A 19,513-nucleotide genomic window follows, 5' to 3' on the forward strand; every position below is an offset into this window, starting at 1 on the left:
CGCTGAGCGGGATTCGCGTCGTCGAGATCAGCGGCCAGTTCACCCCCATCGGGGGAAGGTTGCTCGCCGAACTCGGCGCGGAGGTCGTCGTCGTCGAACCTCCCGCGGGATCCTCACATCGGTCGCGACCGCCGTTCGCGCACGACGACATCGGGTCGGATACCAGCCTGCGCTGGTGGAGCGGCAACGTGGGCAAGAGGTCGGTGACCGTCGATCTCGACACCGCGGAGGGTGTCAACGCACTGGGGCGCCTGATCGCTGGCTCCGACATCGTGATCTCCGGGTCCGGCCCGGTCGGCGATGCCCGGCACCCGTCCCTGATCTGGGTGGCGGTCACCCCATTCGGCCTCGACAGCATGCGGGCCGACCAACCCGTCACCGACCTCACCATGCTCGCCGGCGGCGGTCCGGTCTGGAACTGTGGCTACGACGATCACTCCCTGCCGCCGATCCGCGGCGCCGGCGAGCAGTCGGCCAACCTCGCCGGCCTATATTGCGCCATCGGGGCGCTGGTCGCCTTGGCGCACCGCGACCAGACCGGCCAGGGTCAGCTCGTCGACGTCAGCGTCAACGCGGCCTGCAACGTCAGCTGTGAGCAAACGACCTACCACTGGCTGGTCAACAACGAGACGTGCGTCCGCCAGACCGGCCGCCACGCGTACTTCACGCCGAGCCAACCGACCCAGGTCCGGTGCGCCGACGGTGCCTACGCCACCACCGGCGTGCTGCCGCGCAAGCCGCCGGAATTCGCGAACCTGCTGACCTGGCTCGCGGACCTCGGCCTCACCGACGAACTCCCAGAGGTGGTGTTCTTGGAGATGGCCGCCTGTCGCGACGAGCCGGTCGACATCGCGATGATCGGTGCCGACGACGAGACCACGGCGATACTGACCGCGGCCCGCGACGCGATCACCTTGATCGCCTCCCGGATGCCGGCGAATGAGTACTTTCTGGAAAGCCAGCGACGCGGATTCCCGGCCGGAGCCGTGCTGTCCCCCGACGAGGCCTTCGAGGACGAACACATCGCGGCCCGCGGCTTCCATGTTCCGGTCCACCACCCGGAACTGGGGGAGACCTTCCGCTATCCGGGCACGCCGTATGTGTTCCGCGCCAACCCTGTCGGCGCCCCCGCACGGCCCCCCCTGCTCGGGGAACACAACGCGCTGCTCGACGAACTCGCCGACGACACCGCATGACCGACCGCCTCACCCATATCGGGCTGTGCGTCAGCGATCTCGAACGTTCTGTTCAGTTCTATTGCTTGGCAATGGGATTCGACGAATGTGGTCGCTTGCGCGTGGACGGGCCCGAGACCGCCCATCTGCTGGGCGTGCCCGGGCTGGTGCTGGACTTGGTCTACCTGCAGCGCGACGGGTTTCGCCTCGAGTTGCTCGGCTACCCGGTACCGGGCGTGCGCGAGAAGCGCCGGCCCCGCCGGATGAACGCGGTGGGATTCACCCACCTGTCGTTCCGCGTCGACGGCGCGGACGCGGTCGTCGCGCGTATCGAGCGCCTGGGTGGCCAAGCCCGACCGGAACGAACGGTCACCTTCGTTGGCGGCAACCGGGGACTGATGGCGACTGACCCCGACGGCAACTGGATCGAGTTGATCGAACGCACGCCGCCGAAGCAACTGAGCAACTAGTCACTCAGCGTCCGATTGTTCATTGCGATGATAGAGTCAGGGCTGTGCCAGCAACCAGTGAGTTGATGTATTCGCCGTTCTCCACGGCGATCTTCGACGATCCGTACCCGGTGTACCGGAGATTGCGCGACGAGGCGCCGGTCTACCGTGATCCCGAAAACCGCTGGTGGGTCCTGTCCAGGTTCGAAGACGTGTCGCGGGCTCTGCGGGATTGGGAGACGTTCTCGTCCAAGCGCGGTCCGGCACCGGAGAACCCGGACAACGACGGACGCAAGTACTCGGTGATCTCGATGGACCCGCCTCGCCACGACCGCATTCGCGGGGTCCTCAAAGGGTTCTTCACGCCAAAAGCGGTCGCCGCCATGGAGTCTGCCCTGCGGGCCGTGGTCGACGCGCACCTTGGCCGGCTGCAACCGGGTACCACCGTCGACGCGATGGAGGCGTTCGCGTTCTCGGTGCCCACGGACGTGATCGGTGATCTGCTCGGCGTGCCGCACAGCGACCGTGCGCAGCTGCGCGTCTGGTGGGAGGCCTTCCTCACCCGGGAGGAAGGGCAGGTCGCGATGCCGGCCAAAGCCATCGAGGCCAACCGCCTGATCAGCCAGTACATCGGTGACCTGATCGAACAGCGCCGCACCGACCCGGGCGACGACCTGATCAGCGTCGTGCTGCAAGCCACATTCGACGACCCCGAAGCTGGCGGCGAGCGCGCCCTGACCCCGCACGAGGTGCTGATGTTCTGCAATCTCCTGTCGGCCGCCGGCTCAGAAACCACCCAGAAGCTGATCTCCAACGGCCTCGTCGCGCTCGCCGCGCATCCCGAGGAGTGGCAGCGAATCGTGAAGGACCGCAGCCTCATTCCCGCGGCGGTGAACGAGGCGCTGCGCTACGACACCCCGAGCCACTGGGTGGCCCGCACCCTGACCCGGCCGATCGAGCGTCACGGCGTCACCATGGACGCCGGCGACTGGGTGCTACTGCTCCTGGGCAGCGCCAACCGTGACGAACGGCGGTATGACGACCCCGACCGCTTCGTCATCGACAGGCCGCGCGGCACCGACGTGTACTTCGGGTGGGGAATCCACATCTGTCTCGGGCAATGGTTGGCGCGCCGGGAGGCGCAGCTGGTGTTCGAATACATCGCCGACAGGTTTCCCGACTACTCCATCGGTGCGCGCGAACGCGTGCTCACCGCGACGGTGCGCGGATACACCAGCGTGGAGATGACCCTGCGCTGACCATGGAGATCGCCTTCACCGACGAGCAGCAACTGCTCCGCGACACCGCCGCGCAGCTGGGGGAGGAGCTCGCGGTCAGCAGCGCCGACGAGATTCCGGCCGGCGCGGCCCTGGATGCCCAGTGGCGCCGCGTGGTGAATCTCGGTGTGCCGACGCTGCGTTCGCCGCGCCTGTGCGGACTCGACGCGAGCGGGGTGGAAGCCATCATCGTGATCGAAGAACTCGCCAAGACCCTCAGCGCCGTTCCGGTGGTGGGCCAGGCGGTGCTGGCCACCGAAATCCTGGAGGCGGCCGGAGCCGAAAAAGAATTGGAGCTCGTCGCGGAAGGCAGCCTCCGGCTGGCGCCCGTGCTGGGCCCGGACTTGATGGGTTTCGGCTCGGCTCACCGACCTGGGGTGGCGTTCGACGCCGCGGGCGCCACCCATGGACTACTGGCCACCCACGCCGACGGACAACGCAGGGTTGTCTGCGCACCGCTGGGCGGGTCCGGCCCGCAGGCGCTCGACCTGACACGTGAATTTCGGTGTTTGCCAGCAGATTCGGTCGATTCGGGGGCGGTGGCGGGAGAGGCCATCGATGACGAGCGGTGGCAACGCGTGGGCTCGTTGGCGATGACGGCCGTTGCCGCCGACCTGGTCGGCGTCATGCAGGGCGCCCTGGACGACGCGGTCCGCTATGCGGGTGAGCGGGCTCAATTCGGGGTGAAGATCGGGTCGTTTCAGGCCGTGGGGCATCTGCTCGCCGATGCGCTGGTGCGAGTGGAAGGCGCCCGGAGTTGCCTCTGGCACGCCGCTTGGGCGGTCGACCACCTGCCGGCCGAGGAGGCGCGCCTGGCGGCAATGGCGGCGAAAGCATACGCCTCGGCGGCGGGCCGAGAGGTGGTCGAGACCGCGGTTCAGGTCTTCGGCGGCATCGCGATCACCTGGGAGCACGTTTCGCACCTGCGGCTGCGCAGGACACTGTTGGACCGGCGGTTGTTCGGCGACGAAGCGGTGCACTACGAGGCCATTGGCTCGCTGCGGCTGGCGAACTGCGAGCTCGCCTAGCCATGGACTTCAACGACAGTGCACCCGAGGCGCAGTTTCGTGCCGAGCTGCGGCAGTGGCTGTCAGACCACGCCGCCGACGCCGCGATCCCCGACGACCCGGCGGCGCGGGCTGACGCGCAAAACGCATGGCACCAAACACTTTACGAAGCCGGATACATCGGCTTGTCCTTTCCCGTCGAGTATGGGGGACATGGCAGGACGCCGGTCTACGAGGCGATCCTCAACGACGAGCTCGGGCGGGCCGGCGCCGCACCCATCGAGGGCGTCGGTCACCTCAGCAACGCGTTGCGCCTGTTCGGAACCGACGAGCAGCGCGACGCGCTATTGCCCGGGCTGTTGTCCGGCCGCGTGCGCTGGTGTCAGGGGTTCTCCGAACCCGAGGCCGGATCCGACCTTGCCGGCCTGAAGACCCGCGCCGATTTCATCGACACCGGTGGGCGTGGGATGTTTCGCGTCAACGGCCGCAAGATCTGGACGAGCTTCGGCGCGGTCGCCGACTGGTGCTTCCTGCTGTGCCGCACCGAGCCGGACGCACCGAAGCACGCGGGCATTTCCGTTTTGCTGGTGCCGATGTCGACGCCCGGCATCGAAGTGCGGCCCATCGTGAACGCCGCGCGCAACCGCGAGTTCACCGAGATCACGTTCGACAACGTGGACGTACCCGCGGGCAACCTGCTCGGCCAACGTGGGGAGGGCTGGTCCATCGCCAACCAGCTGCTCGCCTACGAGCGCGGTCCCAGCGACATCAACTGGATTGGCCGGCTCACAACGCAGTTACGCCGCCTCGAGGACGACGTTCGCGTCGGCTGGCTCGAAGACTCGCCGTCGGCTCGGGCCCGGCTCGGCCAGGCTTACGTCGAGCTGCGAGCACTGCAGATCAAGGTCATGCGATCCCTGACGGAGCGCCAGAACGGCCGGCTTCCCGGCCCCGAGGGTTCGGTGGACAAGTTGCTCATGACGCGTGCCGACCAGTTCTTCGCCCACGCCATGATGGACCTTTCGGCTAGCGGACCTCTGCTCACCGAAGGCCTGGAATGGGATATCTACGTGTGGTCGCGCGCCGCAAGCATCTACGGCGGAACGGCCCAAGTCCAGCGCAACATCGTCGCCCAACGGGTGCTGGGCTTGCCACGGGCCTGAGTAGGCCGGGGTCAGCCCTGAGGGTCCCGGGTCAGGTGCTTGTAGGCCTCCTGCAGCCCGTTGAGTCGTCGCGTCAGCGTCTCGTCCTGATCATCCGAAGCGCCGAGTTTGGCCGCGACCTCGGCGATCTCGGCGGCGACGCGTTCGGCCGCCTCACCTTTGGTGAGCAGGTCCTGGTCGGCCCAATCGTCGTGCGGGATGCGCGAATGCGGGGTATCGGGTGTCGTCATGGTTCTCCTGGATGTGCCCTGTTGGGCTCTGGCCGCCATCGGCGCTATAGTCAAATGGTCAGAATCTGTTCACTTGTACCGTATCGCACCAAATCGAGAGACGACTCCCACAATGCCGCTGCAACCTTCGATGAAGCTCCTGTCCGTCGATGATCACCTGATCGAGCCGCCGCAGGTCTGGGCGGACCGGTTGCCGAAGAAATTCCTCGGCGACGGTCCAAGAATCGTCGAATTTCCGCGCGACGGAGCGCCGCCGGTGCAGCAATGGGTGTACGAGGGCAGGCCCTATCCCAACATCGGGCTGAACGCGGTCGCCGGCAAGTCGCCGGAGGAGTTCGGCGTCGACCCGATCCGCTACGCCGACATGATCCCCGGCTGCTACGACCCGAAAGCCCGGCTGGCCGACATGGACATCGACGGCGTGCACGCCATGCTGTGCTTCCCGTCGTTCCCCCGCTTCTGTGGCACCGTTTTCCTCGAGGGCGAGGACAAGGAATTGGCGCACTTGTCCGTCCAGGCGTGGAACGACTTCTCGCTCGACGAGTGGTGTGCCACCGATCCCGCCCGGTTCATCCCGATGGCGATCACGCCGCTGTGGGACCCGGCCCTGATCGTCGCCGAGATCGAACGGGTGGCGGCCAAGGGGGCGCGGGCGATCGGGCTGCCGGACAACCCGACCAACCTGAAGCTGCCCAGCTACCACACCGCGTACTGGGAGCCGGTGTGGTCGGCGCTCGAAGAGACCAACTTGACCGCGGTGATGCACTTCGGCAGTGGCGGGTTCCCCCCGCAGACCGCGCCCGAGGCTCCGTTCGCGGTGATGATCACGTTGATGGGTACCACGTCCATGGCCGCCGCGACCGAGCTCATCTTCTCGCCGGTGTTCCACAAACACCCGAACCTCAAGGTTGCCTTCTCCGAAGGCGGCGTCGGCTGGATGCCGTACCTCGTCGAGCGCGCGGACTACGTGTGGCGCAAGCACAAGTTCTACCAGAACATCCATCCCACGGTCGCTCCGTCGGAACTGTTCCGGCGCAACATCTCCGGCTGCTTCATCGAAGACGAGGTCGGCATGGCGATGCGCCACCAGATTGGCATCGACAACATCACCTGGGAATGCGACTACCCGCACTCCGACTCGTTCTGGCCCAAGAGCCGCGCGCGCGCCGAGGAGATGCTCGCCGACGTGCCCGACGCGGAGGCCGCGAAGATCGTCGAACTCAACACGCGACGGTGGTACGCCTTTCCCGAAGAAGGCTTCAAGTCGTGTACCGCGGATGCCGGGTGGCGCCCCAACGGCGGCAACCCGCCGGAGTACGACTACGACGAGGTCATGGCGGGCCATGGCGGTGTCGGCCTCGAGGCGTTCCTGAACAAGATGGAAGAGCAGAAGTCCCACAAGGTATGACCGCTAACCGTCCTTGGGCGTCAGTTGACCGGTACGGCGATGTCGGTCGAATTGGCTCGGCCGCGTAGCACTTTGGAGTCGACGACCCGCCACCGCCGTGACTCCGCCTGACTCGCCATGACAAGCGCGGTGGCCGACGCGGCGACGCCCACCGATAGTTTGGCGACCTCGGTGAGTCGCGCCGCCTCGTTGACCGGGTCGCCGATCACCGTGTACTCGTAGCGGCCCGGGTGGCCGACGTTGCCGGCTACCGCCATGCCGGCCGAGACGCCGATGCCGGCCCTGATCGGCGCGCCGGGCGGATTCAAAATCCTGTTGAGTGCGCGCGCCGTCGCCAGTGCGTGCGAGGCCCTGTCGTCGTCGTCGAGGGGAGCGCCGAAGACCGCCAGCGTCGCGTCCCCCTCGAACTTATTGACAAAGCCGCTATTCGCTTCGACCGCGTTCACGACCATCGTGAAGAAGTCGTTGAGCGTCGCCAGCAATTCGGGTGGCTCGAGTGTGGTGGCCAGTCGGGTCGAGCCGACCAGGTCCACGAACAACACCGCCACTTCGCGGTTGACTCCGCCCATCTCGATCTGGTCACCGGCGGCGGCGAGCTGCTCGGCCAACCGAGCCACGTCCTGGCCGACGTGGCGGCCGAACAGGTCGCGCAGGCGTTCTCGTTCACGCAGTCCGGTCGCCATGGTGTTGAAGCCCGCCTGTAACAGGCCCAGCTCGGAGGCGTCGAAAACGGCTACGGACACGTCGAATTCGCCGCGCTGCACACGCTGCATGCCGTCCCTGACCTCGTCGATGGGATCGGCGATTGATGACGCGTTGAATGCGGCGACCACCAGGCCACAGGCCATGGTGCAACCCCCGAGGACGAGAACAACGAGTGCCAGCCGATGCGCGGAGTACTCGACGAAGAGGGCGCTTGCGGCGACGAGCATGACCATCAGCGTCGGAACTCCCGTTCCGATCACCCAGGCGCTTACCGCGCGTAGCCGAAGTCCTGGGCCCTGAGCATCTTTCGGCGGGTGGTCGGTGAGTAGCATGGCCGTCGCCGGCCGCAGCGCGATTTCGCACATCCAATACGACAATGCGGTTGTTACGATCGCACCCAGGATCATCGAAACGCCCAAGGTTGCCGCCAGCCAAGGCCTGCCGAGGTTGATGAGCACGAAAATCGCGCTGGCCGTGGACCACACCGCCCCGTGGACGACGGCCATTCTCCTCGGTATAGCCAAGACGACCCGCCGCAAGGTGGCGTCGCTCGCGTCCGCCGGCAGGCTCATCCACAAGTAGCCGCAGATCACCGCAGAGGGCATGCTTACGGCGCAATAACTCGACGCCACGACGAGGTTGAACTTAAGGACGTGCTGTTGGGCGAGCGCCATCCCGGTCGGAAGACACCACAGGGCCAGTGCGGCGATGACCGCTGAACCGACAACCGTAGGGATGACCGCGCCAGATATGAGCAGTGGTCTTCCGGTGGGAGCGAACGGCGAACGAAGCCGACGCCGGAGCAGCTTCACGGCGACTGCCGGCCGGCGGTCGACTCGTCCAGCCAGTTCTCGACACTGAAGAGTCGTCCCGATGATGCCAGCGTCATGAACACGGTGTGCCCGTCAGGGCTCAGCGCGAGGTTGGTGGTCATGGGATCGTCAGCGGGAATGGCGCCCAACAGCTCGCCGGTCGGGGCGAAGACGGTCGCACCACCGGTGCCCAGGGTCGCGACGAGGATTCTGCCGGTCGCGTCCACACAGAGCCCATCTGCCCCTCCGACATTCAGCGGGCCACCGCTGGGCACCGTTGCCAGACCGCGCGCCCGCGACACCACTCCCGGCCCGTCGAGCGTGAATTCCCAGACCCGGCGTGTGCGTGTCTCGGCCACGTAGAGCAATGCCCCGTCCGGGGACAGGGCCACGCCGTTGGGCATCTCGAGCGGGTAGACGATCTCGCGAAGACAGCCGTCGACGGTGCCGTACAGCAGTCCAGTCATGCCGCGGCTGCGGTTGCGCGTGACTCCGCCGTCGGTGACGTAGAAGCCGCCATCGCCGTCGATGCAGATGTCGCTGGGCCGCATCAGCGCCAGGGTGCCGCCGGAGCGCGTGACGAATTCGGTGCACAGGGTGCTGACTTCACCGCCGGTTTCGATCAGCTGCAGCGCGGGAACGACGGGATGGTCGGGCGGCCCCATCGGCCGGAAAAGCGTTGCGCAGCCGGCGAAGTCGTACGGCCAGGGGCCGAGCCCGAAAGTAGCACCGCCGTTCTGGCAGACTACCAGCCGACCGTCCGGAAGCCGGGCCACCCCGTTGGGGCCGCCGCCGGTTTCGGCCACCGTCTCGGTGACACCGTCAGGGCGGACGCGGGTGATCCTGCCTTCCGCCATCTCCGAGACCACGACGGAACCGTCGTCGAAGACGACCGGGCTTTCGGGAAAGGAGAGCCCCTCGGCTAGGCAACGGCCGGCGCTCACGGCCGCGTTTCCCCGTCGGCCCTGCTCCGCCACCAAGCCGTGAAGACCGGGTCGGTCAGCGGCAGGTCACCTACACCGGTCTGGTTTCGTGGCCAGGCTGCGGCTTCTTGTGTCAGGGGCGACGGCCGGCGGCTCACGCCGTAGCACAGGCGATGCCTTCGGTGCAGGAAAAGCCAACGCCCGCAGTGCCGCTCGTAGCGGTCCTCGTACTTGATGAGCTGTTCGACAAACCCCTCGGCATGGGTCTGGGCGAAACACTGGGCCCAAACCTGCCCGCGGGCGCGGTCCGCTGTGTCCAGCTCGACGAGGTGGTTAGCGACGAGGATGACCGCGAATACGCTCCCGTCGACGCTGACCGACATCAGCCGGCGCAGCGCCTCGGGGCCCTCACCGTGGTCGCCGAACCGCGCGTGCGGGACGAACAACTCGGCCATCGCATCGACATCCCGCGCTTCGATCGCCGCAGCATAACGGTAAGGCAGTTGACGAATTTCCTCCTTCGCCAACAGATCCCGAATTTCGTTGTCGTGCATCGGGTTAGGACGCCGGGGTCGGCGGGCCGAGGATGTAGCGCCCCGATTGCGGATGGTGATACCAGCCGCCGGCCGCTGATGTCCCGCCGTCGACGTGCAGCGTCTGCCCGGTCACGTAGGCGCTGAGGTCACTGGCGAAAAATATTGCGGCTCCGGCCATTTCGTCGACGTGGCCCGCGCGGCCCATCGGCACCATGAGTTTGGCGTTCTCGACGCCGTTGGGCGCCATCTTCTGCAGGCTCTCGGTGAGCGTGAAGTCGGGCGCGAGCCCGTTGACGCGGATGTTGTGCGGCGCCAGTTCCAGCGCGGCGGTCTTGGTGAAGTTGACCACCCCCGCTTTGGCCGCGGCGTAGGCGGCAAATCCTGGCGCGGCGCGTACCGCCTCCATGGTGCTGATGTTGATAACGCTGCCGCCTTGTCCCGCCTCGACCAAGGCTCGCGCTACGCGCTGTGTACAGAGCAGCACCTGTGTCAAATTGATCCGGATCAGCGCATCCCAGCCGTTGGGTGAGGTGTCCAGCAGGCCCGACCAGAAGACCCCGCCGGCATTGTTCACCAGGATGGTCGGGACCCCCAGCGCGTCGATGGTCGTGGCCAGCGCCGCGTCGACCTGTTCGGCATCGCGTACGTCGGTGATGCACTCGAGGCCGCCGACCCGCGCGGCCACCGCCGTGGCGCTCTGCTGGTCCCTTTCCCAGATGGCCACCCGTGCGCCGAATTCGGTGAGGGCCTCGGCGATGGCGCTTCCGATCCCACCACCCCCGCCCGTGACGACGGCGACCCGGCCGTCCAGCGACGCGGCGTTTCGGTGCAGCGTCATTCGCTTCTCCTCACGCCCATGGCATGGCATCGGGGAGCGGGCCTCGACCGGCTCGCGGCGAGTGACAGATTAACACTGAGTGTTCTACCATCCAATCGCCATCGCGCACCCGGAAGAGCTCAGCGTCCACGAAAGTCCGGGTCGCGTCGTTCGGAGAAGGCCGCTATGCCCTCGGCGACGTCGTCGGTTGCGGCGACCTGCTCCACCAACAGCGCCTCGGTGCGGAATGCGGCTTCGCGGTCGACGTCGAACGCCTGATTCAGCATCGCCTTGGCCGCCGCCAGCGCACGGGTGGGCCCGCTGGCAAGCCGTTGGGCCCAGGCGGCAGTCTCGGCTTCGAGGTCGTCGGCGGTGACGACTTTGTTGACCAGGCCGATGCGCTCGGCCTCCGCCGCGGAGAGCTCCTCGCTGAAGAACAGCAGCTGCTTTGCGACGTTGAACGGCACCTTGCGAGCGAGCAGATAGGCGGCACCCCCGTCGGGTGCGAGCCCGCGGCGCGCGAAAAGCTCGATGATGCGGGCATTTTCGGCGGCCACGATGAGGTCGCACGCCAACACCATGCTGGCGCCGACCCCGGCGGCGATCCCGTTGAGCGCGCACAACACCGGCTTTTCGCAGTCCAGCAGCGCCGACACCACCGCCTGAGACCCGGTGCGCAGGATGCGGGCGGCGTCGCCCGCGACCCGGTCTTTCTTGGGCTGCATTCCGGGATCCCGAAGATTCGGCCCCGTACAGAAATGCTTGTCACCGCGGCCGGTGAGCACCACCGCCCTGACGCCCGCGTCGTCGGATGCGGAGCGCAGGTTTTCGATGAGGGCCTGCTGCACCGCCCGCGTCACCGAATTGCCGGCCTCGGGGCGGTCCAAGACCAACCAGAGCACCGCGCCTTCGGTGCGGACGGCGAGGTCGGGTGTCACAGCCGCATCGGCACGCTGGCGGGGCCGCGCACGGAATTGGTGTGCACGTACGTCACGGCATCACGGTCGACGTCCCAGGTCGGGAAACGCTTGAGAGTCTCCTCGAGCGCAACCCGGGCCTCCAGGCGGGCCAGTGCCGCGCCCAGGCAGAAGTGCGAGCCGTGGCCGAAGCTGATGTGGCGGATCCCCGTGCGCTCGACGTCGAGGACGTCGGGATTCTCATATTGGCGTTCGTCGCGGCCCGCCGAGCCGGTCAGCAGGGCAACGCGCGAGCCCGCCGGGATGAGCGTGCCGTTGTAGGTGACGTCGCGTTTCGTGTAGCGGCCCTGTACCGGCGACGGGGCGTCGTAGCGCAGCAGTTCCTCGACGGCGTTGCCGATGAGGTCCGGGCGGTCGACCAGCTTGGCCCGCTGGTCGGGATACTGTGCCAGCGTCAGCGCGGCCCATCCCAGCAGACGCGCAACGGTCTCATTGCCGGCGACGTTGATCATCGCGATGAACATCAACACTTCGCCATCGTCCAGGCGACGGGTCTCGCGGCCCGCCTGGACCAGGTCGGAGGTCATCAGGTTGCCGACGATGTCGTCGGCCGGCGCGGCCCGTCGTCGCGCAATCTGGTCGGCGTAGTACCCCAGCAGCTTCGTGTTGGCCCGCTGGCCCTCCTCGCTCAGCTGGGTCGTGCCCTCGTCGCGGTGTAGCTGGGCGTCCGACCACTCGCGGAGGTTGTCGTGGTCTTCCTCGGGGAAGCCCAGCAGCGAGCTGATCACCATCACCGGTAACTTCATCGAGAAGTCGCGCACATAGTCAAAGCCGTCGGCGCCGACGAACCCATCCAGGTAGGCGCAGCACAGCGAGCGGACCCGGTCCTCGAGTCGGGCGATCTGGGTACGAAAGAAGGTGCGATTGACCATCTTTCGCATTGCGGTGTGGTCGGGTGGATCCATCATGATCATCGCCCGGGGCGACGGCCACGGCTCGTCGGTGATCGCGTCGAGGGTGATCCCGTGCGACGAGGAGAACGTCTCGGTGTCCAGCGACGCTTCCATCACGTCGGCGAACCGGCTCAAAGCGTAGAAGCCGTACTGGTCGTTGTAGTACGTTGGCGCTTCGTCGCGCAGCCGTTTCCAGACCCCGTACGGATTCTGGTGCAGCGCGCGGTCGAACGGATCCCAACGTAACTCGATCGTCGTCATCGGCACCGTCCCTTCGCCAAAGAACACTAATACATAATCTGTATAGTTGCACCATGCTGACGACGCGGTGATCGTCTGCCCGGTGTTGAGGAGGACGAACGATGGAAACGCGAGAACTCGAGCACGTGATCTATGAGAAGGACGGCCCGATCGCGCGGATCATCCTCAACAACCCGGACGCCGCCAACGCTCAGAGCTCGGAAATGGTCCACAGCGTCAATGAGGCGCTGGACGATGCGCAGTACGACTATGACATCAAGGTCGTCATCATCAAGGCCAACGGCAAGGGATTCTGCTCCGGCCACATTCCGACCGGCGCGTACCCCGAATTCATCGCCGAGTTGCAAGCGTCCGGAAAGGTTTGGCGCTCCGCCGCGCAGTTGTTCCTGTGGCCGGTGCTGAAGTTGTGGGAATTCCCGAAGCCGGTGATCGCCCAGGTACACGGGTATGCGATCGGCGGAGGCACGACCTGGGCGCTGATCCCCGAGATCACCGTCTGCTCCGAGGACGCGTGGTTCCAAATGCCCCTGGTCCCGGGATTCGGGCTGCCGGGCGCCGAGACCATGTTCGAGCCTTGGGTCTTCATGAACTACAAGCGGGCCGCCGAATACCTGTATACCGCTCAACGGCTGAGCGCTGCCGAAGCCCTCGAGTTCGGACTGGTCAACCGCGTCGTGCCCGCCGACCAACTCGAGGCCACCGTCGAGAACCTCGCCGAACAGATCGCCAAGGCGCCGCTCATCACGTTGCAGGCCGTCAAATCCGGCGTCATTCGCGCGTGGGAGACGATGGGGTTCCGGACGCATCAGCAGTCCACCAACGACCTGCAGGCGATGGTGACCGGCAGCAAGGAGTTCCAGGAATTCATGGCGGAGCTGATGAAGAAGGGCTCCAAACCCACCGAACGCATCTAGCCATGCCTTTGAAGCCGATCATTCGCTTCGGCGGTGATGAAAGCACCGATTCACTACGGGCCCCCATCCGAGAGTGGCTGGCAGCGAACCTCCCGGACGAATTCCGCCGCACTGCCGCGAATCCCGATTACCTGCCGCGCGATGCCCACGAGCGTGCGGTCGTGTTCTGCCGGGCATTGCACGAGCAAGGTTGGTTCGTGCCGCATTGGCCAGCCGAATACGAGGGCGGCGGGCGCGGAATCGTCGAACAGGTGGTGATCCGCGAAGAGCTCGCGTATGCGGGCGCTCCGCTGGTGAACACGAACGGCGTCAACATGCTGGCGCCGGTGTTGTTCAAGTACGGGACGCCCGAGCAGAAGGCCGAGCACCTGGCGGCGATTGCCCGCTCGGAACGCATGTGGGCGCAGGGTTATTCAGAGCCTGAGGCCGGCTCGGACCTGGCTTCGCTGCGCATGACGGCCCGGCGAGACGGTGACGAGTACGTCCTTGATGGACAAAAGACCTGGACGAGCAACGGCGTGCTCGCCGACTGGATCTTCGTGCTGGCCCGCACCTCGCCGGTGTCGGACAAGCGCCAGGCCGGAATCTCGTTCTTCCTCGTCGACCTGGAAAGTCCGGGAATCACGCGCCGGCCCATCCGATCCATGACCGGCTATCCGACGTTCGCGGAGGAGTTCTTCGACGGTGTGCGCGTGCCAGCCGCCAACCTGGTGGGCGCCGAGGGGGACGGCTGGACGGTCGGCAAGGCGCTGCTCGACGCCGAGCGGTCGAACATCACCAGGGCGGCCCAGGCGCAACGCTATCTCGACGAGCTGATCGACTGGTGCCACGCGCAGAAGGGCTCGGCGCATGATCCCTTGTCCGATCCGGCCAACCGCATCGCGCTGGCCCGCGCCGTCGAACGCGTCGAGGTGGGCCGCGCCCTGTCCTATCGGGTCGCCCACCTGCAGGCCGCCGGTGAGCTGGACCCCGCGCTGCCGTCGTTGTCGAAGCTTTATCACTCCGAATTGACCGCCGAGCTACGCGGACTCGGGGCCCAGATCCTGGGTCCGGGAGGCGAACTCATGCCCGATGACCCTGACGCGGTGCTCGACGGGCACTTCTCCGAAGGTTTGTTGCTGTCGGTGCTGCACACGATTGGCGGTGGCACCAGCGAGATCCAGCGCGATCTGATCTCGACGGTCGGGTTGGGAATGCCGCGCTGACGTCAGGAGTAGGCGGCTCGTCCTTCGGCGGCCGCCGAACGTTGTTGCGCCACGGTCGCCATCGCCAGCTCGAGCGGATGGAAGGCGGCGAGCTGGGCGGCCTCGGCGGAATTGATCAGCCGCTTGGTCATTTCGACCGCCCCGGCGTCGGCCCGGGAGAGTTCGTCAGCGATGGACAGGGCGCGGTTGACGGCGGATCCGGGTTCGACGATCTCGGTCACCAGCCCGAGCTGCTCGGCCTGGCTGGCCGGCAGTCGTGTTCCTCGTAGCAGTAACGAGGCAGCGCGGTTGCGGCCTAGCTGTTGCGTTAAGCGCCAGGCCAATCCGCCGTCGGGCACCACCGCACGCGCGACGAACGGGGCGGCAAAGAATGCGTCGGAAGCGCACACGACGAGGTCGCACGCCAGCGCCAAGCTCCAGCCGAGGCCGACGGCCGCACCCTCGACTGCTGCGATCGTCGGTACTGGCACAGCTTTGAGTTGTTCCATCACGCGTTGGGCGTGCTCGACGCGGCCGGCAGGGCCCAACGGACCATCGCCGCGTGCCGGCCCTGTCTTCAAATCCCCACCGGCGCAGAAGAAGTCTCCGGCGCCGGCTAACACCAACGCGCGGTCGCCGTACGCAACCACTCCGCCGAGCGCGATCGACAGCTCGGTCCAGGTTTCGTAGCACAAGGCGTTGCGCTGGTGTGGTCGATTGAGGAGAAGGACGGCGATGCCGTCCTTGTCTTCGCGGCGAATCAGCTGAGCATCCGCGCCGGTGTCGTTCTCCATCGGATCGCCCTTACCGGCCGAGGAACTTGTCGATGGCGGCCCGGTGCTCGGGCGTGGTGAAACATTCTGTCTCGGCGGAGATCCCGTATTCGAGGATGCCGGTGATCGCGCGCTGGGCGTGCAGGTTCAGCGTGCGCTTGGTGTCCTGCACGGCCCTCGGAGGCAACGCGGCCAGCCGGTGGGCGATCGACAGCCCCTCCTGCTTGATCTCCGCGTGCGGCACCACCCGGTTGGCCAAGCCCAACTCGACGGCCTTTTCGGCCTTGATGCGTTCGCCGAGCATCAGATATTCCTTGGCTTTCAACAGGCTCATCAACAGCGGCCACAGCACCGAACCTCCGTCGCCGGCGACCAGTCCGCTCGCGACATGAGTGTCGGCGAAGAAAGCCCGCTCGGACATCAGGACGATGTCGCACAGCACGGCGATGCTGCACCCGAAGCCGACCGCGGGCCCGTTGACGGCCGCGACCACGGGCAGCGGAAAGTCGATCATGTCGCGCACGATGCGGCGTGCGTCGCGCATCCCGGCGCGCCGTGTCACCGGGTTGTTGACGTGGGTTTCCAACCACTCCACCAGGTTTCCGCCGGCGGAGAAGTAGTCCCCCGTACCGGTGATCAGCACCGCGCGCGCGTCGGGGTCCTCGGCCAGCGCGGTCCACAGCCGGGTGAAGGCAGTGTGCATCCTGTTGTTGACCGCGTTGGCGTCGTCGGGATTGTTCAGCGTCACGATCCGGACCGGACCGTCGGTGGCGACGAGGATCTCCTCGCACCCGGTCAGTTCCGATGTGCCGTGCGGTAGCTCGGTCATGGGTGGTCAGCCATCCTCTTGCGGCGACAGCCACGCCGCTCGTCTGGTCTGAACGAACGCGTCTCGATCGCGGCTGACCGCCCAAGCCGGAGGTCGCTTCTGCAGGAACGCCGTAAAGGCCTCGATCTGCTCGGCGGTGCCGATCGACGACCAGTAGCCGGTCACATCCACGGGTGGCAGCGCCCGCGCCATCTCACGCTTGACGGCTGCGCGGGCGGCGGGTCCGGTCTTGCGGACTCGCTCGAGCAGGGCATCGACCTCCGACTCGAGGGAGTCGTGCGCGACGACCTTGCCGACCAGCCCGAGACGCTCGGCCTCCTGCGCGTCGACCCAATCATTGCCGTAGATCAGGTGATTGGCGCGCAGCGTGCCGAGGCGTTGCGGTAATCGGGCGGCAACAAACGCCTCGTACACGCCGCGGGTGAGGTCCGGGACGCGGAATCGGGCGCGATCGGAGGCGATGACGAGATCAGCGAACAACGTCATCACCAAGCCGCCACCCATGGCGATGCCGTTCACGGCGCAGACGACGAGTTTCGGTATCTTGCCGAGCGTTTCGAATGGTGTGCCGTCGTAAGACTCGGTGAACGCGTCCCACCCGCGGTCGGGATTCTGCACGGCGTTCATGTCGCCGCCCGCACAGAAGACGTCGCCCGTCCCAGTGATCACCAGGAAGTTCAGGTCCGGCTCGTCGGCGACGATCATCGCGGCCCGTTTGATTCCGTGATAGCCATCCGCGGTGACGGCGTTCTTCTTCTCCGGTCGGTTGATGGTGACGGTCAGGGTGTCGCCGTCGATCCTGCCGTTGAGCTCGGCGGCGCAGAGGTCGACGTCGACGGAGTTCGGCAGCGCGTTCACTGTGCCTCGATCACGGCGAGCAGTTCGCCGACGTCATAGGTCGTCCCGGCGCTGACCTTCCACCTGACGATGCCGCTGGCCGGCGCTTCGATGTCCATTTCGACCTTGTCGGTGGCGATCTGGTACAGCGCATCGCCCTCGGAGACGTGGGCGCCGTCCGCCACGTAGAGCTCCGTCACCTCCGCCTCGGTGATCGCGTCGCCCGGCTTCGGCATCCGCACCTGGATCACGCGATCCTCCTGACGGCTTCGACGAGTCGCGTGGCGTCGGGACGGCAGGCGGCTTCCAGATTCGCCGCCCGCGGGATGGGCGAGTACGTTCCGGCCACGCGCTGAATCGGGCTCGCCAGCACGCCGAAGAGCTCTGCCCCGACGGCCGCGGCGATTTCTGCTCCCGGGCCACAGAACCCGACCGATTCGTGGGCGACGACAAGCCGACGGGTTTTGCGGACGGATTCGACGACGGTGGCCAGATCCAACGGCACCAGGGTGCGGAGATCGACCACCTCCACCGAAACGCCTTCGGCGGCAAGCTGTTCGGCGGCGGTCAGCGCGGCGTGCACGAGGCTGCCGTAGGTGCAGATCGTGACGTCGGTTCCGGCGCGTTTGACGTCGGCCTGACCGAGCGGGATCACGTAGTCGGCTGTCGGCACGGGCCCCTTGCCGCCGCCGTAGTAGAGCTTCATCGACTCGATGAACAGGCAGGGATCGTCCTCGGCCAGGCAGGCGTTGAGCAGCCCGACAGCGTCGGCGGCGGTGCTGGGCCACACGACCTTGATGCCCGGTGTGTGCATCGCCCACGCCTCGAAGGCCTGGGAGTGCTGCGGGCCGGCCGCCGTGCCGACCATGGCGCGGATGACAACCGGGGCGCCCTGCCGTCCGCCGGACATGTAGCGAATCTTGGCCGCGTGGTTGGCGATCTGGTCCATGGCCACGCCGAGGAAGTCCATGAACATCAGCTCCGCCACCGGCCGCAGACCGCCCAGAGCCGCACCGATCGCGGCGCCGATGATCGAGGATTCCGCGATGGGGGTGTCACGCACCCGCAGGCTGCCGTACTTGGTGGACAGCCCCGCGGTGACCTTGAACATGCCGCCCGACGGGTCGGCGATGTCCTCCCCGAGCAGCACGATCGAATCGTCAGCCGCCATCGCGCGATCCAGAGTGCGGTGGATCGCCTGCACGAGGCCGAGGGTCTCCGTTTCGCCCTGCGGAATCGCGGCGCGCTCTGTCGTCGGTGCCGCCAGCTCGGTGCCGTGGGCGCCAAACACGTCGCGGGTCAGTTCGTCATCGCCGGGGGGCTCGGCGTCGCGCGCGGCGGTGAAGGCCACGTCGATCTCGGCAACCAGGTCCGAATCGATGCGGTCCAGGTCGGCCTCACGTGCCAGACCCGCGTCGATGAGCCGCCGCCGATACCGCCCGAACGGCGGGTCGGCACGCTTGGCGGCCAGCTCGTCGGGGTCGGCGTAGAGCATCTGGTCGCCGAAGTAGTGCCCCTGCAGGCGGTAGGCGACGGCCTCCACGAACGACGGCCCGGCCCCGGAGCGAGCCCGCTCGGCCGCCTCGGCCACTGCCCGGTAGACCGCGTGGGGGTCCGTCCCGTCGACCGTGACGCCGGGCATCGCGTAGCCCGCGGCGCGGTCGGACAATCGCGGTGTGCGGGTGTAGCCGGCGACCGGGGAGCATTCGGCCCACGCGTTGTTCTGGCAGAAGAACACCACCGGAAGCGCCCACAGCGCCGCCATGTTCATGGCCTCGTGGACGTAGCCGATGCTGGTGGCCCCGTCGCCGAAGCTCACCAGCACCGCGCGATCGCTGCCCTTGGCGGCCTCCGCCAGTGCGATCCCGTTCGCGATCAGGGGGCCGGCGCCCACGATGCCGGTGGTCCAGGCGATGCCATGCTCGGGGTCGTAAATGCCCATGGCGCCGGCCTTGCCCTTCGACAACCCGCTGCCGCGGCCCAAGATCTCGGCGAAGTACCCGGGTAGGTCAATGCCCTTGGCCACCACGTCGCCGAGTCCGCGGTAAGTGGTGACCAGTTGATCCGTGCCGGACAGGGCGAGCGCGGCCCCGGCCGACATCGCCTCCTGACCGTCCACCGGCCAGTAGCTCATCGCGATTTCACCGGAGGACAGCCCTTTTTGGACGCGCTGGTCGCTGTGGTGCACCTTGCTCATCAGGCGGTACAACTCGATGGCACGGTCGCTGCTTGGGGCCTGGGTTCGGTTATCTACCTGCGTGGCCATCACCCCTCCTTTGCGATGCGCACTCGCCGACGAGCATACAATACAATATGACGATATTTGTTCAGTCGTCCGATGGC

The 19,513-nt window shown here is 66.9% G+C and carries 21 protein-coding genes; 9 read left to right on the forward strand and 12 right to left on the reverse strand.

The annotated features are described in order from the left end of the window. Positions 1-11 precede the first annotated feature (11 nt). From DQP58_RS02145 to DQP58_RS02165, 5 genes are read left to right on the forward strand one after another with little or no spacing between them, the layout of a single operon-like run. Positions 12-1,196 carry a CoA transferase gene (locus DQP58_RS02145; RefSeq protein WP_276310480.1) on the forward strand — a complete coding sequence of 395 codons (1,185 nt, stop codon included), beginning with the start codon at positions 12-14 and terminating at the stop codon, positions 1,194-1,196. After that, complete coding sequence (locus DQP58_RS02150; RefSeq protein ID WP_112706862.1) at positions 1,193-1,645, forward strand: VOC family protein; 453 nt, start codon at positions 1,193-1,195, stop codon at positions 1,643-1,645. The genes DQP58_RS02145 and DQP58_RS02150 overlap by 4 nt, the downstream gene beginning before the upstream one ends. A 44-nt stretch (positions 1,646-1,689) precedes the next feature. Beyond that, positions 1,690-2,883, forward strand: coding sequence for a cytochrome P450 (locus tag DQP58_RS02155; protein ID WP_112706863.1), 1,194 nt, complete (start codon positions 1,690-1,692; stop codon positions 2,881-2,883). Positions 2,884-2,885: 2 nt separating this feature from the next. Further along, on the forward strand, positions 2,886-3,929 hold the full coding sequence (locus tag DQP58_RS02160) for an acyl-CoA dehydrogenase family protein (protein ID WP_112706864.1): 1,044 nt from the start codon (positions 2,886-2,888) through the stop codon (positions 3,927-3,929). Between the two features lie 2 nt (positions 3,930-3,931). Then, a complete protein-coding gene (locus DQP58_RS02165; RefSeq protein ID WP_112706865.1) occupies positions 3,932-5,071 on the forward strand; it encodes an acyl-CoA dehydrogenase family protein in 1,140 nt (379 codons plus the stop codon). Between the two features lie 11 nt (positions 5,072-5,082). On the opposite strand, the gene DQP58_RS02170 is transcribed toward DQP58_RS02165, so the two are convergent. Beyond that, positions 5,083-5,301 (reverse strand): hypothetical protein, encoded by a 219-nt coding sequence (locus DQP58_RS02170; protein ID WP_112706866.1) that lies wholly within the window; start codon positions 5,299-5,301, stop codon positions 5,083-5,085. Between the two features lie 112 nt (positions 5,302-5,413). On the opposite strand from DQP58_RS02170, the gene DQP58_RS02175 reads away from it, so the two are divergent. Then, positions 5,414-6,709: an amidohydrolase family protein gene (locus tag DQP58_RS02175; protein WP_112706867.1), complete on the forward strand. Its 1,296-nt coding sequence runs from the start codon at positions 5,414-5,416 to the stop codon at positions 6,707-6,709. A 20-nt stretch (positions 6,710-6,729) separates the two neighbouring features. Here the strand turns inward: DQP58_RS02175 and DQP58_RS26940 are convergent, their stop codons facing one another. After that, on the reverse strand, positions 6,730-7,641 hold the full coding sequence (locus DQP58_RS26940; protein WP_205869311.1) for an adenylate/guanylate cyclase domain-containing protein: 912 nt from the start codon (positions 7,639-7,641) through the stop codon (positions 6,730-6,732). A 103-nt stretch (positions 7,642-7,744) separates the two neighbouring features. Here DQP58_RS26940 and DQP58_RS26945 point away from each other — a divergent pair, with 103 nt between their 5' ends. Next, positions 7,745-7,996 carry a hypothetical protein gene (locus DQP58_RS26945; RefSeq protein ID WP_205869312.1) on the forward strand — a complete coding sequence of 84 codons (252 nt, stop codon included), beginning with the start codon at positions 7,745-7,747 and terminating at the stop codon, positions 7,994-7,996. A gap of 226 nt (positions 7,997-8,222) precedes the next feature. Here the strand turns inward: DQP58_RS26945 and DQP58_RS02185 are convergent, their stop codons facing one another. From DQP58_RS02185 to DQP58_RS02205, 5 genes are all read right to left on the reverse strand, one after another. After that, positions 8,223-9,170, reverse strand: coding sequence for an SMP-30/gluconolactonase/LRE family protein (locus tag DQP58_RS02185; protein ID WP_112706926.1), 948 nt, complete (start codon positions 9,168-9,170; stop codon positions 8,223-8,225). Next, positions 9,167-9,703, reverse strand: coding sequence for a nuclear transport factor 2 family protein (locus DQP58_RS02190; RefSeq protein WP_112706868.1), 537 nt, complete (start codon positions 9,701-9,703; stop codon positions 9,167-9,169). The genes DQP58_RS02185 and DQP58_RS02190 overlap by 4 nt, the downstream gene beginning before the upstream one ends. 4 nt (positions 9,704-9,707) lie before the next feature. Next, entirely contained in the window at positions 9,708-10,523 is an 816-nt protein-coding gene (locus DQP58_RS02195; protein ID WP_112706869.1) for an SDR family NAD(P)-dependent oxidoreductase, read from the reverse strand. A gap of 119 nt (positions 10,524-10,642) precedes the next feature. Further along, on the reverse strand, positions 10,643-11,440 hold the full coding sequence (locus DQP58_RS02200; protein WP_240629527.1) for an enoyl-CoA hydratase/isomerase family protein: 798 nt from the start codon (positions 11,438-11,440) through the stop codon (positions 10,643-10,645). Beyond that, on the reverse strand, positions 11,437-12,633 hold the full coding sequence (locus tag DQP58_RS02205) for a cytochrome P450 (protein WP_112706928.1): 1,197 nt from the start codon (positions 12,631-12,633) through the stop codon (positions 11,437-11,439). Before DQP58_RS02205 ends, DQP58_RS02200 begins: the two co-directional genes overlap by 4 nt. 101 nt (positions 12,634-12,734) lie before the next feature. Here DQP58_RS02205 and DQP58_RS02210 point away from each other — a divergent pair, with 101 nt between their 5' ends. Beyond that, positions 12,735-13,547, forward strand: a complete 813-nt coding sequence (locus DQP58_RS02210) for an enoyl-CoA hydratase-related protein (protein ID WP_112706870.1) — start codon at positions 12,735-12,737, stop codon at positions 13,545-13,547. Positions 13,548-13,549: 2 nt separating this feature from the next. Then, positions 13,550-14,752, forward strand: a complete 1,203-nt coding sequence (locus tag DQP58_RS02215; RefSeq protein ID WP_112706871.1) for an acyl-CoA dehydrogenase family protein — start codon at positions 13,550-13,552, stop codon at positions 14,750-14,752. Between the two features lie 2 nt (positions 14,753-14,754). On the opposite strand, the gene DQP58_RS02220 is transcribed toward DQP58_RS02215, so the two are convergent. The 5 genes from DQP58_RS02220 to DQP58_RS02240 are packed head-to-tail and all read right to left on the reverse strand — an operon-like array spanning position 14,755 to position 19,436. Next, positions 14,755-15,525 carry an enoyl-CoA hydratase/isomerase family protein gene (locus DQP58_RS02220; RefSeq protein ID WP_112706872.1) on the reverse strand — a complete coding sequence of 257 codons (771 nt, stop codon included), beginning with the start codon at positions 15,523-15,525 and terminating at the stop codon, positions 14,755-14,757. Positions 15,526-15,535: 10 nt separating this feature from the next. Further along, complete coding sequence (locus DQP58_RS02225; RefSeq protein ID WP_112706873.1) at positions 15,536-16,333, reverse strand: enoyl-CoA hydratase/isomerase family protein; 798 nt, start codon at positions 16,331-16,333, stop codon at positions 15,536-15,538. 6 nt (positions 16,334-16,339) lie between these two features. Beyond that, positions 16,340-17,191 carry an enoyl-CoA hydratase/isomerase family protein gene (locus DQP58_RS02230; RefSeq protein ID WP_112706874.1) on the reverse strand — a complete coding sequence of 284 codons (852 nt, stop codon included), beginning with the start codon at positions 17,189-17,191 and terminating at the stop codon, positions 16,340-16,342. Beyond that, positions 17,188-17,421: a lipoyl domain-containing protein gene (locus tag DQP58_RS02235; protein ID WP_112706875.1), complete on the reverse strand. Its 234-nt coding sequence runs from the start codon at positions 17,419-17,421 to the stop codon at positions 17,188-17,190. The genes DQP58_RS02230 and DQP58_RS02235 overlap by 4 nt, the downstream gene beginning before the upstream one ends. Next, entirely contained in the window at positions 17,418-19,436 is a 2,019-nt protein-coding gene (locus tag DQP58_RS02240; protein ID WP_112706876.1) for an alpha-ketoacid dehydrogenase subunit alpha/beta, read from the reverse strand. Before DQP58_RS02240 ends, DQP58_RS02235 begins: the two co-directional genes overlap by 4 nt. Positions 19,437-19,513: the final 77 nt, after the last annotated feature.

The sequence above is a fragment of the Mycobacterium colombiense genome, assembly GCF_003284975.1.
GTDB lineage: Bacteria > Actinomycetota > Actinomycetes > Mycobacteriales > Mycobacteriaceae > Mycobacterium > Mycobacterium europaeum_A.

What these genes read in the sequence shown, in the direction of transcription:
- DQP58_RS02210 (WP_112706870.1), top strand. Translation starts at nt 12,735, where the DNA reads ATGGAAACGCGAGAACTCGAGCACGTGATCTATGAGAAGGACGGCCCG.
- DQP58_RS26945 (WP_205869312.1), top strand. Translation starts at nt 7,745, where the DNA reads ATGGCCGTCGCCGGCCGCAGCGCGATTTCGCACATCCAATACGACAAT.
- DQP58_RS26940 (WP_205869311.1), bottom strand. Translation starts at nt 7,641, where the DNA reads ATGCTCGTCGCCGCAAGCGCCCTCTTCGTCGAGTACTCCGCGCATCGG.
- DQP58_RS02215 (WP_112706871.1), top strand. Translation starts at nt 13,550, where the DNA reads ATGCCTTTGAAGCCGATCATTCGCTTCGGCGGTGATGAAAGCACCGAT.
- DQP58_RS02225 (WP_112706873.1), bottom strand. Translation starts at nt 16,333, where the DNA reads ATGACCGAGCTACCGCACGGCACATCGGAACTGACCGGGTGCGAGGAG.
- DQP58_RS02190 (WP_112706868.1), bottom strand. Translation starts at nt 9,703, where the DNA reads ATGCACGACAACGAAATTCGGGATCTGTTGGCGAAGGAGGAAATTCGT.
- DQP58_RS02160 (WP_112706864.1), top strand. Translation starts at nt 2,886, where the DNA reads ATGGAGATCGCCTTCACCGACGAGCAGCAACTGCTCCGCGACACCGCC.
- DQP58_RS02240 (WP_112706876.1), bottom strand. Translation starts at nt 19,436, where the DNA reads ATGGCCACGCAGGTAGATAACCGAACCCAGGCCCCAAGCAGCGACCGT.
- DQP58_RS02165 (WP_112706865.1), top strand. Translation starts at nt 3,932, where the DNA reads ATGGACTTCAACGACAGTGCACCCGAGGCGCAGTTTCGTGCCGAGCTG.
- DQP58_RS02175 (WP_112706867.1), top strand. Translation starts at nt 5,414, where the DNA reads ATGCCGCTGCAACCTTCGATGAAGCTCCTGTCCGTCGATGATCACCTG.
- DQP58_RS02150 (WP_112706862.1), top strand. Translation starts at nt 1,193, where the DNA reads ATGACCGACCGCCTCACCCATATCGGGCTGTGCGTCAGCGATCTCGAA.
- DQP58_RS02205 (WP_112706928.1), bottom strand. Translation starts at nt 12,633, where the DNA reads ATGACGACGATCGAGTTACGTTGGGATCCGTTCGACCGCGCGCTGCAC.
- DQP58_RS02170 (WP_112706866.1), bottom strand. Translation starts at nt 5,301, where the DNA reads ATGACGACACCCGATACCCCGCATTCGCGCATCCCGCACGACGATTGG.
- DQP58_RS02195 (WP_112706869.1), bottom strand. Translation starts at nt 10,523, where the DNA reads ATGACGCTGCACCGAAACGCCGCGTCGCTGGACGGCCGGGTCGCCGTC.
- DQP58_RS02220 (WP_112706872.1), bottom strand. Translation starts at nt 15,525, where the DNA reads ATGGAGAACGACACCGGCGCGGATGCTCAGCTGATTCGCCGCGAAGAC.